The sequence below is a fragment of the Eisenbergiella sp. OF01-20 genome (assembly GCF_003478085.1).
Lineage (GTDB): Bacteria > Bacillota > Clostridia > Lachnospirales > Lachnospiraceae > Eisenbergiella.
In genome coordinates this window covers 27,935-40,793 of sequence record NZ_QUES01000007.1, presented here as the reverse complement: position 1 = coordinate 40,793, position 12,859 = coordinate 27,935, and the positions used below count along the sequence as shown (strand labels likewise).

Here is a 12,859-nt window from a genome sequence, read left to right as displayed (position 1 = left end):
AAACATGAGTAATATGCTGTATTTGGAATGCCTTTCGGGTATCAGCGGGGATATGACCGTAGCAGCCCTGCTGGATCTGGGCGCTGACAGGCAAGTGCTGGAAAAAGCGCTGGAGAGCCTTCCCGTGGACGGCTTTTCCATTGAAATCAAGCGGGTGGTGAAATCCGGGCTGGATGTCTGTGACTTCGATGTGGTGTTGGATAAGAAATACGAAAATCATGACCATGATATGGAATATCTGCATGGGAAGGAAACGCCTTCCTATGCGCAAGAGAATACGGGGCTGGAGCATGTTCATGAAGAGGCGGAACATCCGCATGTGCATGATCATGAAGGAGGGGAACATCCGCATGTGCATGATCATGAAGGAGCGGAACACCCGCATGTGCATGATCATGAAGGAGGGGAACATCCGCATGTGCATGATCATAAGGGAGAGGAACATCCGCATGTGCATGTTCAGGAAGGGGGAGAACACCATCATCCCCACGAACACAGAGGGCTTCAGGAAATTCTTGCTATCATCAGCCATGCAGAGATAACGGACAGGGCCAAGGAGACGGCAGGCCGTATTTTTACCATTCTGGCGGAAGCGGAAGCCGCCGCTCATGGTGTCCCTATGGAAGAGGTTCATTTCCATGAAGTGGGAGCGGTGGACTCCATTGTGGATATCATTGCAGCTGCGGTGTGTCTGGATAATCTGGATATAACACAGGTAGTGGTGCCGAAGCTTTGTGAGGGCAGCGGTTTTATCCGGTGCCAGCATGGTACGATTCCCGTGCCGGTACCGGCTGTGGCAAATATCGCAGGACGTCATCAGATCAGGCTCCGGATTACGGATATCCAGGGGGAATTGGTAACGCCCACCGGTGCGGCAATTGTGGCAGCTGTGAAAACTGCGGATACCCTGCCCGAAACCTTTACCATTCTCCGTACGGGAATGGGGGCCGGCAAACGCAGCTATGAGAGGCCCAGCATTCTCAGAGCCATGCTGATCCGCGGGGAACAGAAAGAAGCGGACAGCATCTGCAAGCTGGAAACCAATATTGATGACAGCACCGGAGAAATGCTGGGATATGTGATGGATCTGCTCTTTGAAGCCGGTGCAAAGGATGTTCATTATACGCCCGTGTTCATGAAAAAAAACAGACCGGCCTATCAGCTGAATGTTATTTGCACAGAAGAGGATGCGCACAGGCTGGAGAATATAATTTTCAGGGAAACCACCACCATTGGTATCCGCCGGTGCCGCATGGACAGGACGGTGCTGAAACGGGAAATGCTGCAGGTGGATACCAGACTGGGCCGGGCAGCGGTAAAAGCCTGCCGTCTGGAGGATGCGGTCCGTTACTACCCGGAATACAGCAGTGTGACGGAGCTTAGCAGGACGCATAACCTTCCGTTCAGGGAAGTATATGCCGTCATACAGGAAGAATGCAGGAAACTGAAGAAATAAGGGAACCTTCCAGACTGGTTTGCGCATATACTGCGCAGACCGTTAGAACGCATGGAAGCATAGAAAAATGAGGCTGTATATGGAACAGACAATGGAAAAAAAAGAAGAACTCTGCGCCCTTATGGATGAGCTGGCAGAGACGGATCTCATGGTGGCGTTTTCGGGCGGTGTGGACAGCAGCCTTTTGCTGAAGGCGGCCTGTGACAGTGCCAAAAAAACAGGAAAAACGGTCTATGCCGCAACCGTTCATACCCGGCTGCACCCTGCCGGGGATATGGAGGTGGCAAAAAGAGTGGCAGGTGAAATGGGTGCCGTGCATATCGTGCTGCCAATTGATGAACTGGAGGAGGCCGGGATACGGGACAATCCGGTGGACAGATGCTATCTCTGTAAAAAATTCCTGTTTCAGAAAATGAAACGGGAAGCACAAAAGCTGGGAGTCCCGATTCTTCTGGAGGGAACCAACGAGGATGATCTCCATGTGTACCGCCCCGGAATCCGGGCAATCCGGGAACTGGGAATCACCAGCCCTCTGGCCGCCTTGGGGATTACGAAGAACCAGGTAAGGGAAATGGCTGCCACATACGGCATTTCCGTTTCCGAAAGACCGTCCGCCCCCTGCCTTGCCACACGGTTTCCGTATGGAACCAGGCTGGATATGGCGGTAATGGAAAAAGTGGACGAAGGAGAAGGTTTTTTAAAGAACCTTGGCCTGTATAATGTCCGTATCCGAGTCCATGGGAACGTTGCAAGAATCGAGGTTGACGAAGCGGATATGCCTGCCCTGATGGCACACAGACAGGATATCGTCAAAACCTTGGAAGCTTTGGGATTTGTCTATGTCACGCTGGATTTAAAGGGGTTTCGCTCCGGCAGCATGGATGTGGGCATTAGCCCCTGAAAAAGGACGGCATTTCACAACTACGGATAAAAGAGGCATAATAATGGACAGAAGTGAAAAAACCATATTGACTAACATGTGTATGATATTCGATGATGACGGCAATATCCTTGTACAGGATAAAAAAGATGAGGAATGGGGAGGAATCACCTTTCCCGGCGGCCATGTGGAAAACAGGGAATCCTTTACCGATGCGGTGATACGTGAAATATATGAAGAAACGGGCCTGATAATAGAAGCTCCGCAGATCTGCGGTATCAAACAGTGGCAGGAGGAAGAGGATATCCGCTATGTGGTGCTTTGTTATAAGACAAACCGCTTTAAAGGACAGCTGAAATCCTCGGAAGAAGGGGACGTATACTGGATGAAGCTGTCCCATGTAAGAGAAATCCCACTTGCAAGAGGAATGGAACACATGCTCCGGGTTTTCCTGGAGGATGAGGTAGGAGAGTATTATATCTATGAAGATAATGGGGAATGGAATCATGTGTTAAAATGATTTCCCTGTGGACAGGCATATAAGTTCAGGCAACGAATAGCAGATGTACTTGACGCAGAGAGGGATTATGAGGTAAAAGATTATATAGACGCAAAGGAAATTAACTTGAATAAGCTTTGGGTTATTAATAATGTTGTAAAACGTAAACTGGCGCAAGAGAATCCTGTGATCGATAAAACCAATAAGGCAGTAATGTTTATCGATTTTACTGCGGAACAAATCGTCATTACCTTCCGGCAATGCCGAGAATTGTCGTTTTACCCGGAAAGCAGGTTGAAAGAATGAAATTACAGATAAGACAATTACAAAAAAAAGATCATAAAAAGGCAATTCAGTTTGCTATAAAAGGAATGCACTTTGACTGGTATCTCGATAATCCCTTTCTGCTGTATTTGTATGGAACGTACTTCTGGTATATGGAGCTTCTTCGGGCAACGCAGGTTATAGCAGTTTATGCCGGAAAGGAACTGGCAGGCGTATTGCTGGCTGAAATTTATGAGGAAGAGAAAATAGATACCTCTTTTGGCAAAAAGTTATATGTCAGGATTTTCGACTTCTTACAAAACCTTTCTTATAAAGGGGTAGGGACCTATGATAACGCCAACAGAGAAATGTATGCATTGTATCGGAAAAGGACTACGCCGGACGGTGAGCTCATTTTTCTGGCGGCCAATCCGGGAATAAAAATAAAGGGGATCGGAAGCCTGCTTTTACAGGAACTGGAATGCCGGGAACCGGGAAAACAGGTTTTCTTATATACAGATAACGCCTGCACATACCAGTTTTATGAACACAGGGGATTTCAGAGGGTGTGCGAAAAAGAGATATTACTGGCTTTGGGGAAAAAAGAAGTGCCTCTTGAATGCCTGCTATATGCGAAAAAAATACCGTGTCTATGAAAACGCCGCCCAAACAGAAATTATGGGCGGCGTTTCGTCTGGTTTATTGGAAAGTTATTGAAATATTATCCATTGGCAGTAGTTCAGCAATATTAAACAGTGACGAGAAAAATTAAGAATCCGTTATAAGTTTCGGTACAGTTTTCAGGCTTCCAATATTTCATGTACCATTTCTCGTATAATCAGGCAGACTTTGGCAATATCTTCATCACTCATTCCCCCGGCTGAAAGCCTCATTACTTTTTGGGTAAGGAGTATTCCTCGTTCCAGGCCCTTCTCCTCAATCGATTCACTCAGAATACACATTTGTCTCAGCTCCTCTCTTAATTCATATTCCATTTTCATCCCAAAGTCCTGCGTCAGAAGCTTCTCCTTATCTGCCGCAGCTAACACGGGGGACAGCAGTACATTCAGAAAGCCGTGAAGGGTTCCTGCACAGTCTGCCCCGCCGGTTTCATGCAGACAGATAATGACTACCGACAGCTTATCATAGCTCTCTCTTTGCTCCGTGATGTTTCTTCATCGGTTCCTCCTTGGAGAGCGGGAACCGATAACGATGTGCCTCAGCGCCTGTTCTGGTTCCTGCCCTGTTAATACGTGTGGTTTTCGGCAGAAACTGCCAGAATGTGCGAATGCATAAGTTACATATAAGAATATAATTATGATACTTTAGTAATGGCAAAAAGTCAACGCATCTGTTTGATATTTTCAGATACAGGGATACAGGGGGCCGTGAACAATAAATACAGGGTAACAGTTCAGACGGCCCCTTGCGTTATTACACGGTAATGTTTTTATCCCGCTTATTGATGACAGTCACTTATGTTTTGCAATTCCTCCATCCGCTTTACCGCAGAATAATATAGCATCACCAAAGCGGAAGCAAGCAGAACACCCGCAGCAATATCGGTAAACCAGTGGACACCGGACAGCAGCCTGCCAATCAGCATTCCCGCAATTAACAAGATACAAAAACCTTCCGCAGCGATAAGCAAAGCCAACTTATTCCCAAATAGCTGACGGAATTGCAGAGCCGCCGCTGCCATGATACAGACAGTGAGCATAATGTGGGAGGATGGATAGGAGGCCTCTAATTCGGTATCCATGAGAATCGGCCTGTAATTAATAATGACAAGTTCAAAGAAAACATAAAAGAAGACGACCAATGCATACAGTCCGCCCATTGCTAAAATCCGGAAATCCACCTTTAAAATATGTTTTCTTTTGATAAGCTGGCAAAGACCTGCAACTGCAAAACCGAATGCAAAAAGTATGGCAATACCGCCAAGGCAGCAGGTAATGTTATACCATAGAAGGTTTACACCGAAAAAGTCAAAGAGAAACAGATTAAGGGAAGCAAATCCTATCTCGGATTGGTTTGGGCCGACGGGCTTTACATCAATGGTTTTGATGAGTACTGTAAATAGTAGGAAGATCAGAAATAAGAATCCTGTTACTATAAAATTTTTTTTTGAATTCTTTTGCATACAACATTCCTTTCTTTGGCTGTGATAGGTTACCTGCAGACTGCATGCTGATTATCCTGCCAAACCTCAGAAAGGACAAGAAACGTTGCGTCACAATAAAAAAAGACCATGATACGTTTCGTATCAATGGCTTTTTTATGCGAATTCACTTTTTCCGGCGGCCCTTTCTTCCCGTGGGGAAATTGACCCAAAATACAATCTTGCCCATAAAAAACAAGAAGAGAAGAGCGGTGGCGTAGGGCTGTCTGGAAGCGGTAAAGGCGAGAATAGAGAAGGCCTGCAGGAAAATGGAGACGGTCCGTATATAGCTGTGCCACTTTCCTTCCGGAAAGTGCTGCAGGATCAACTGGATAATCCCCAGAACCGCCGTGAGAACCGGCAGCACAAAATAAATAGTCATGGTTATGGTATTTGCGTCGGAATAATCAAACAGGCTTACCATACGTATCATATCTTTATCCTGTTGGCCATAGAGCGGTAAAAATAGAAATATTAACATCATCAGATCTAAAATACCATAAATAAGACTGATAATCCTGCTGATGTTGGTGCGGTTTTCTTTATCGGCAAGAGATATCAATTCTTCGCCGGACAGCAAATCATCAATCGTAACAGCGAAAAGTGCGGATATACTTTTCAATGATTCAATATTCGGATATCCCTTACCGCTTTCCCATTTTGACACAGCTGTTCTTGAAACAAACAGCTTCCCGGCAAGCTGCTCCTGTGTCATATTATTTTGTTTTCTGAGATACTGCAGTTTTTCATTAAATTCCATTTCACCGTACCTGTAATCCTTTGCCGCCTTTTCTTATGATTAGTATTGTAAGTTGGAAGTGGGGATTATTCAAGAATTTATTGCAGATTAGTTGTAAAAAATAGATAAAAATTCTTCCATAGTCTTTCCCTATGGAAATGCTATCCTGATACAGGAGATGCTTTTCATGGCAACGCTATTAATTGCGGAAGATGATCCTAAAACCAATGAGGCTATATGTGAGTATATGAAATCTGCCGTGCAGAAAGCCATCTCTGCCTATGATGGAGCGCAGGCGCTCCGTTGTTTTCAGGAGGAGAAGCCTGATCTGGTGGCTCTGGACATCATGCCCCTAAAATAACCAGGCTGGCCGTGCTGTATGAAATCCGGCGTACAAGCTTTATCCCCATCCTCATGCCACCGCAATAGAGGAGGAATACACACAGGTGCAGAGCGTAATGCCTTCATTGTGGAGCAGAAAAGCCTGAAATCAGAGGAATACAGATAACCTTCTGCTGATTTCGGGCTTATTTTTTGTTTAAATCCCCGTAAATACGCCCAAAATCACAAGTAAAATTCCTTCCCACAAAAATCCTTTCCCCGCATTTCACAAGAATCCACAGCCATCACAAGGATAAATTCTTGGAAAAAGAAAGATACAACCCTATTATGTAATCAAGTTAACAAAACGACTGCATCTTATGAAGAAGGGAAGGAAAAAGATGGCTAAAACGAAAAAAGAAAGATGGAATCTGAAACAGGATTTCCGAAAAAGGTGGCAGCTGTATCTGATGCTGCTGCTTCCGGTTTTGTATATTATAATATTCTGCTATGTACCTATGGGAGGAATTGTAATTGCCTTTAAGGATTATTCATTCCGGAAAGGAATCCTGGGCAGCGACTGGGTGGGGCTGAAGTATTTCAAGCAGTTCTTCGGAAGCCCGGATATCGGAATGCTTCTTAAGAATACGCTGATTATCAGTTTTTATCAGTTGATCGTCACCTTCCCGGCACCTATTATTCTGGCGCTGGCGTTACATATTATAGGAAATGACCGTTTCAAGAAGTTTATGCAGACCGTTACCTACGCCCCTTATTTTATTTCCACCGTAGTCCTGGTCGGTATCGTGCTGCAGTGCCTGCACCTGAATATCGGTATCGTGAACACGGTTATAGAATTCCTGGGAATGGACAGGGTGGATTTTATGGGAAGGGTATCCTACTTCCGCCACATCTATGTATGGTCTGGAGTATGGCAGACAACAGGTTTTTCCGCTATTATATATATCGCGGCCCTGGGAAATGTGGATCAGTCCCTGGTGGAAGCGTCCCTGATTGACGGGGCCAACCGGCTGCAGAGAATCCGGATTGTAGAGCTGCCGGCCCTGAAGCCGATTATCACGATTCAGCTGATTATGGCAATTGGAAGCATCATGGGCGTTGGCTTTGATAAAATATACCTCATGCAGAACACTTTGAACCTGCCGGTATCCGAAATTATCTCCACCTATGTATTTAAGCGGGGCATGAAGGATTTGCAGTATTCCTTTGCCACGGCGGTGGGCCTGTTTAATTCGGTCGTTAACTTTATACTCTTGTTCGCCGCAAATAAGCTTTCCCAGAAGTTCGGCGAAACAAGCTTATGGTAGGAGGGAGCAGGAATGAGAACAATGGAAAAAAACAAAAAGAAAAGAAAGAATAAGGTAAAGCTTTATCACAGCACCCCGGACAGGATACTCACTGCTTCCGTATGGGTATTGTTACTCCTGATTATGATAGTTATCCTGGTTCCCCTTTTGTTTATCCTGGCATCCTCCTTCAGTGATCCCAGTGCGGTTTCCGCGGGGAAGGTTCTGCTGTGGCCGGTGGATTTCTCTCTGGTGGGCTATGAGGCGATTTTCCAGTCTCCCAGCATTCTGCGCGGCTTTATCAACTCCGTGGAATATACGCTGGCAGGAACGGTTATCAGCGTTACCCTGACTTTGTTTGCGGGCTATCCGCTGTCCCGTGTGGATTTGAAAATCCGGGGGCCGGTCATGTTCCTTTTTACGGTAACCATGTTTTTCAGCGGCGGTATGATTCCCACCTATCTGGTGGTGAGTAAGCTGCATTTGATAGATACATTCTGGGCGATGGTCATTCCTTCCGCCATGGGTGTATGGAACGTTATCCTGACGAAAACCTATATCCAAAGCTCCATCCCCCTGGAGATTTACGAGAGCGCTTCCATAGACGGCTGTTCGGACTGGAAGTATTTTACCAGCATGGTATTTCCCCTCTCCAAGCCGATCATAGCGGTTATGGTACTGCTGTATGCGGTGGGGAAATGGAACGATTTCTTCTCCGGGCTGATTTACCTGAATGATTCTGCCAAGCAGCCGCTGCAGATGACTCTCAGGAACATCCTGGTTATGAGCGACAGCACCGGTATTACCATGAATCTGGCGGAACAGATGAACCGCCAGGAACTGAAAACGCTGCTGCAGTATTCCCTGATTGTGGTTTCCTCGGTACCCGTCCTGCTTTTATATCCGTTGATCCAGAAGCATTTCGTAAAGGGTATCATGATGGGATCCATAAAGGGCTGATGCAGGAACGCAAAAAGAGAAGAAGGGTAGGTAACAGTTACCCAAAAAGATGCTTCACTCACGGAAGGATAAGACAGCCTTTCCTGGTGGGTTAAACATAAAAACAAGAAAATATGGGAGGTAGCGTATGAAACGCAAAAATTTAGGAACCAGACTTGTGGCGGCAGGCCTCACGGCAGCCCTGCTCCTTACGGGCTGCGGCGGGAATTCTTCTTCCGCACAGACGAACGGCACCGGGGAAGGAACACAGAGCGCAGGGGAAGAGGAGCGCCCTACCATTACCGTGGCAGTCTCCATGAATGAAAAAGGGGAATATTCCGACGCCAATTATGCCATCAAATATATTGAGGATAAAACGGGCGTAAATATTGAATTTGTCCAGCTGCCCTCTGAAAAAGCGGATGCGGACACCAAGCTGAACCTGATGCTCTCCAGCGGGGAATACCCGGATGTTATCTGCTATGGCATGAACAAGCAGAAAATGGTGAAATTCGCAAAAGAAGGCATTTTCATTCCCATTAATGATTACATTGATCAGTACGGTGACAACATTAAGAAATTATTTGAAGCAAGACCCCAGTATGAGCAGCTTTCCTATGCGCCGGACGGAAATATCTACGGCTTTGTAACCGCTAACGAATGCTACCACTGCCAGGCTTATCCCAAGCTTTGGTATAACACCGAATGGCTGGAATCCTTAGGGCTGGAAGAACCCCAGACCACCGAAGAGCTGAAGGAAGTCCTGCTTGCGGTAAAGAACAGCGACTATAACGGCAACGGCAAGGCGGATGAAATCCCCCTAACAGGCAGCAAGGACTGGGACTGCCAGCTGGAATGGTATCTGCTTAATTCCTTCGTTCCGGTTGACAAGGATACCCTGTCCCATGTGGAAGACGGCAAGGTGGTTTTCTCCTGTAATACGGAAGAATTCAAGCAGGGCCTGATATACCTGAATGAACTGTACTCCCTCGGCCTGATCGACCCCACCTGTTTTACACAGACCTCGGATCAGATGCAGCAGGTAATCCGTTCCGACAAAAACCTGGTATTCGGCTATACCGCCGATCATTTTGCCATGGGCATTGACCTGGAAGACGCCCATCTGAACGAAGTGACCGCAGCTATGATTCCGGCACAAGGCCCCGGCGGCGCGAGATGGCAGCTGCACAAGGATTACGTGGATATGACAGAAGGCTTCAGCTGGTTTATTACCGATAAATGTGAAAATGTAGAGGCGGCTTTCCAGGTTGGCGATTTCCTTATGGGTGATGAATCCTCTATGGTACAGATGTATGGGGAAGAAGGCAACTACTGGGGAAAACTGGATACTCCCACAGAATCCATCCTGCAGGGAACCGATGCGGTTTACTGGATTAAACCCGGATTTACATCCAATGAAGATGATGCGTACCAGAAAAATACGTTCTGGTCAGGGCTGATGAACCAGCTGGCGGAGTTCCGTGCGTCCATGTCACCCAGACCGGAGGATATGTATGTGCCCGATTCCTATGAAGCGAGGCTTTTTGATGAAACGGCAAAGGTAATTCCTTATTTTTATCCCGAATACCTGCCCAAGAACCTGTTCCTGGAGGATGATACGGATTCGGAAACCTTCACGACCATCCAGACCTCCTTACGGGAATATGTAAAGACCTCCATTGCCCAGTTCGCAACCGGTGAAATGAGCGTGGAAAAGGATTGGGATTCTTATCTGAAGGCTTTGGAAAAATATGATGTGGAGACTTATGTGAGCCTGTACCAGAAGGCCTACGATGTATATGCAGCAGAATAAGTAACCTGTGCAAAAGGCGCGCTTGAAAAGGCGCGCCCCTTTCTATTTTAATCTGAAACTGCTATAATTGTTCTGCCGCCGCAAGCTGTTGTACTATTTACCGGCGGCGGAATAAATGAGGAAGGGTAGGACGATGCACAGGTGCGATGGTGCATGTCACAGGAGGGGGCCCCGAATGAAATACAGGAAAGTTTATATCAGATTAATTATTACCTATCTGGCTATTTTTTTGCTGCCGCTGGTCATAAATATTGTCATGCTGGAAAATCTGGCGGTTTCCACCCGGGAAAATATCTGCGCCAGCGTGCATTCCAACATGGCCCATACCATGGATACGCTGGACAATAATTTCCGGGAAATCAACACCATTACGGCGAGGCTTTCCGGTAACGGCAATATCCGTTATATCGCCACACAGATGGACGAAGAAGACAAGAAAATCGAGATATCCAAAATCACCTATGCCCAGGAATATATGGCTGCTATGCAGATCCAGACCTTTGTGGAGGAATATTATGTCCTGTTCCGTGAGCCGGATATGGTCATATCCCCAAACCGGGTTTATTTATACCAGGATTCCTGGCACTCCTTTTTCCAGTACGGGGACATGTCCTGGGAGGAATGGAAGGAACTGATGAAGGGCCACTATACCGAACGTTTTTTCCCGGAGGAGCAGACCAAACAGAACGGGGCCATAGAGGAGAGGATCCTTTTCGTCCAGTCCCTTGTCACCGATACCGGGGTAAAAGGAAACCTGATTTTCCCTATCCGCTCCGAAGCGATCAAAAACCTGATGCGGGATGCGTATATATCCCAGGACGGCTGGGCGTATCTTCTGGACAAGGAAGAGGAGGCGATCATTTTATCCGTCCCTGCGGCGGACGGAAGCTTTGCACAGGTTCCCGCGTCGGTGCTGGAAAATGGGAAGGAAATCCAGGAAATAGAACTGGACGGGAAAACGGTGGAGGTGATACGGGTAGACTCCGAACACCTGGGAATGACCTATATTTCCGTTCTCCCAAAGGCGTATATCACCCTGCAGATCAACCGGGACCAGCAGAAACTGTTCCTGCTGATGCTGGCGGTGCTGTTTGTGGGCATAGGCAGCATCCTGCTCGTTTCCTGGAAAAGAGGAAAGCGGATAGACGGCATCCTGCAGATGCTGTTCAATATGGGCGTGGACGATAAAGAGCCGTTAAAGGGAGATGAAATGGAATACATATCCAATTCCCTGAAACAGCTGATTGATAATAATACGGATTTACAGGAAAGCATTATCCGGCAGAAGCCTGTCACCAGGGCCTTGCTCCTGGAACGTCTGCTTCATGGCGGAGAGGGCGTGACCATACAGGGCCTGGAGGATTACGGCATCTGCCTGCGGGATAAAAGGATGCTGGTAATCGCCTTCCTCATCGGTGGGGGAGATTCCGGGGATGTGGAGCTGTATGCGGAAGAGACGGTGGTCTATAAGCAGGTGCTTCACCAGGCCCTGGATTCGCTTTTGCCCGGGGATAACTATATGTGCGATACGGACATGGACAGCAGTGCCGTGATCTGTACGCTGGAAGATGGGTTCCGGCCCTCCCGCCCCGGTTTCCTTAATGCGCTGGAAAAAATGAGGGAAACCTTCTGGGAGGAGTACGGCGTAAGGGTGCGGATCGCCGTAAGTACGGTATGCAGGGATATGGCGGAAATCAGCAAGGCCTACGACCAGGTATACGAGATGCTTACCTTTGGGGATTCCTCCGGGAAATCCGTGGTATTTTATGAGGATTACCAGGACAGCAAGGAATTTTATTATTTCCCGGTGACGCTGGAGGAACGTCTGGTAAATGCGGTGCGTGCGGGTAATGCGGAAAGCATGCATGCCCAGCTCAGCGAGGTTTACCAGGTTAACGTGCTTTCCCGGAATATCAGCCCCTCCATGATGCATTTCCTTGTCAATGATCTTCAGTGTGCGGTGTTCAAGGCACTGCACAGCTTAAACGACAGGGTGGAAATACAGGAAGAGGAAATTTACCGCCAGCTGGAGCAGCTGAACCGGGAAAATGATATTTTGCTGCGGTTTCACCATATTAACAGCATGTTTAAATATATCTGTGATATGGTGAAGGCCGTAAATAAGGAAAGCAGCAGCCGGCAGGTGGAGGAGATCGAACAATATATAGGTAACCACTACATGGACAGCGATATGGGGCTGACCAAAATATCCGACGACTTCGGGTATGCCAGCACCTATTTTTCCAAGCTGTTCAAGGAACTGTTCGGGGAAAATTTTGCCACCTATCTGGAAAAAATGAGAATCGAAAAGGTATGCGCCCTTTTGAAGGAAGGACATACCATGGAAAAAATAGCGGAACAGACTGGCTATAACAGCGTATACGTGATGCGTACCGCTTTTAAACGGATAAAAGGAATGACGCCCAACGAATTCCGCAAGCTCAGTCAAATACCCCGCAGGAATGAAGAGGAGTAATTGT

General features: G+C 47.1%; 13 protein-coding genes. 10 read left to right on the top strand and 3 right to left on the bottom strand.

All coding sequences use genetic code 11. The annotated features are described in order from the left end of the window. Positions 1–4: 4 nt before the first annotated feature. The 5 genes from larC to DXA36_RS10920 all read left to right on the top strand — a co-directional run bounded on the left by larC (position 5) and on the right by DXA36_RS10920 (position 3,755). Positions 5–1,456, top strand: a complete 1,452-nt coding sequence (larC, locus tag DXA36_RS10940) for a nickel pincer cofactor biosynthesis protein LarC (RefSeq protein ID WP_118679059.1) — start codon at positions 5–7, stop codon at positions 1,454–1,456. Between the two features lie 79 nt (positions 1,457–1,535). Next, positions 1,536–2,357, top strand: coding sequence for an ATP-dependent sacrificial sulfur transferase LarE (larE, locus tag DXA36_RS10935; RefSeq protein ID WP_182479012.1), 822 nt, complete (start codon positions 1,536–1,538; stop codon positions 2,355–2,357). Positions 2,358–2,400: 43 nt separating this feature from the next. Continuing rightward, on the top strand, positions 2,401–2,856 hold the full coding sequence (locus tag DXA36_RS10930; RefSeq protein ID WP_118679298.1) for an 8-oxo-dGTP diphosphatase: 456 nt from the start codon (positions 2,401–2,403) through the stop codon (positions 2,854–2,856). A gap of 105 nt (positions 2,857–2,961) precedes the next feature. Continuing rightward, a complete protein-coding gene (locus DXA36_RS10925; protein WP_118679057.1) occupies positions 2,962–3,141 on the top strand; it encodes a hypothetical protein in 180 nt (59 codons plus the stop codon). Then, the gene (locus DXA36_RS10920; RefSeq protein ID WP_118679055.1) at positions 3,138–3,755 is read left to right on the top strand and encodes a GNAT family N-acetyltransferase; all 618 of its coding nucleotides are present in this window, start codon (positions 3,138–3,140) and stop codon (positions 3,753–3,755) included. The genes DXA36_RS10925 and DXA36_RS10920 overlap by 4 nt, the downstream gene beginning before the upstream one ends. A gap of 144 nt (positions 3,756–3,899) precedes the next feature. On the opposite strand, the gene DXA36_RS10915 is transcribed toward DXA36_RS10920, so the two are convergent. The 3 genes from DXA36_RS10915 to DXA36_RS10905 all read right to left on the bottom strand — a co-directional run bounded on the left by DXA36_RS10915 (position 3,900) and on the right by DXA36_RS10905 (position 6,020). Beyond that, positions 3,900–4,100 (bottom strand): hypothetical protein, encoded by a 201-nt coding sequence (locus DXA36_RS10915; RefSeq protein WP_118679053.1) that lies wholly within the window; start codon positions 4,098–4,100, stop codon positions 3,900–3,902. Positions 4,101–4,558: 458 nt separating this feature from the next. Beyond that, positions 4,559–5,242: a phosphatase PAP2 family protein gene (locus DXA36_RS10910; protein ID WP_118679051.1), complete on the bottom strand. Its 684-nt coding sequence runs from the start codon at positions 5,240–5,242 to the stop codon at positions 4,559–4,561. Between the two features lie 145 nt (positions 5,243–5,387). Next, on the bottom strand, positions 5,388–6,020 hold the full coding sequence (locus tag DXA36_RS10905; protein ID WP_118679049.1) for a helix-turn-helix domain-containing protein: 633 nt from the start codon (positions 6,018–6,020) through the stop codon (positions 5,388–5,390). A gap of 166 nt (positions 6,021–6,186) precedes the next feature. Between DXA36_RS10905 and DXA36_RS32895 the strand changes: the two genes are divergently transcribed. The 5 genes from DXA36_RS32895 (at position 6,187) to DXA36_RS10880 (ending at position 12,855) form a co-directional block, all read left to right on the top strand. Next, positions 6,187–6,360 (top strand): hypothetical protein, encoded by a 174-nt coding sequence (locus DXA36_RS32895; protein WP_182479011.1) that lies wholly within the window; start codon positions 6,187–6,189, stop codon positions 6,358–6,360. A gap of 361 nt (positions 6,361–6,721) precedes the next feature. Beyond that, entirely contained in the window at positions 6,722–7,648 is a 927-nt protein-coding gene (locus tag DXA36_RS10895; protein WP_118679047.1) for an ABC transporter permease, read from the top strand. A 12-nt stretch (positions 7,649–7,660) separates the two neighbouring features. Next, entirely contained in the window at positions 7,661–8,587 is a 927-nt protein-coding gene (locus tag DXA36_RS10890) for a carbohydrate ABC transporter permease (protein ID WP_118679045.1), read from the top strand. A gap of 127 nt (positions 8,588–8,714) precedes the next feature. Further along, positions 8,715–10,379, top strand: a complete 1,665-nt coding sequence (locus DXA36_RS10885; RefSeq protein WP_118679043.1) for an extracellular solute-binding protein — start codon at positions 8,715–8,717, stop codon at positions 10,377–10,379. Positions 10,380–10,554: 175 nt separating this feature from the next. Beyond that, on the top strand, positions 10,555–12,855 hold the full coding sequence (locus DXA36_RS10880; protein WP_182479010.1) for a helix-turn-helix domain-containing protein: 2,301 nt from the start codon (positions 10,555–10,557) through the stop codon (positions 12,853–12,855). The last annotated feature ends 4 nt before the right edge of the window (positions 12,856–12,859 follow it).

Bases quoted from the DNA above. Each gene is read 5' to 3' on its own strand.
- DXA36_RS10890 (WP_118679045.1), top strand. From the start codon at position 7,661: ATGAGAACAATGGAAAAAAACAAAAAGAAAAGAAAGAATAAGGTAAAG.
- DXA36_RS10880 (WP_182479010.1), top strand. From the start codon at position 10,555: ATGAAATACAGGAAAGTTTATATCAGATTAATTATTACCTATCTGGCT.
- DXA36_RS10930 (WP_118679298.1), top strand. From the start codon at position 2,401: ATGGACAGAAGTGAAAAAACCATATTGACTAACATGTGTATGATATTC.
- larC (WP_118679059.1), top strand. From the start codon at position 5: ATGAGTAATATGCTGTATTTGGAATGCCTTTCGGGTATCAGCGGGGAT.
- DXA36_RS10885 (WP_118679043.1), top strand. From the start codon at position 8,715: ATGAAACGCAAAAATTTAGGAACCAGACTTGTGGCGGCAGGCCTCACG.
- DXA36_RS32895 (WP_182479011.1), top strand. From the start codon at position 6,187: ATGGCAACGCTATTAATTGCGGAAGATGATCCTAAAACCAATGAGGCT.
- DXA36_RS10920 (WP_118679055.1), top strand. From the start codon at position 3,138: ATGAAATTACAGATAAGACAATTACAAAAAAAAGATCATAAAAAGGCA.
- DXA36_RS10910 (WP_118679051.1), bottom strand. From the start codon at position 5,242: ATGCAAAAGAATTCAAAAAAAAATTTTATAGTAACAGGATTCTTATTT.
- DXA36_RS10905 (WP_118679049.1), bottom strand. From the start codon at position 6,020: ATGGAATTTAATGAAAAACTGCAGTATCTCAGAAAACAAAATAATATG.
- larE (WP_182479012.1), top strand. From the start codon at position 1,536: ATGGAACAGACAATGGAAAAAAAAGAAGAACTCTGCGCCCTTATGGAT.
- DXA36_RS10895 (WP_118679047.1), top strand. From the start codon at position 6,722: ATGGCTAAAACGAAAAAAGAAAGATGGAATCTGAAACAGGATTTCCGA.
- DXA36_RS10915 (WP_118679053.1), bottom strand. From the start codon at position 4,100: ATGAAAATGGAATATGAATTAAGAGAGGAGCTGAGACAAATGTGTATT.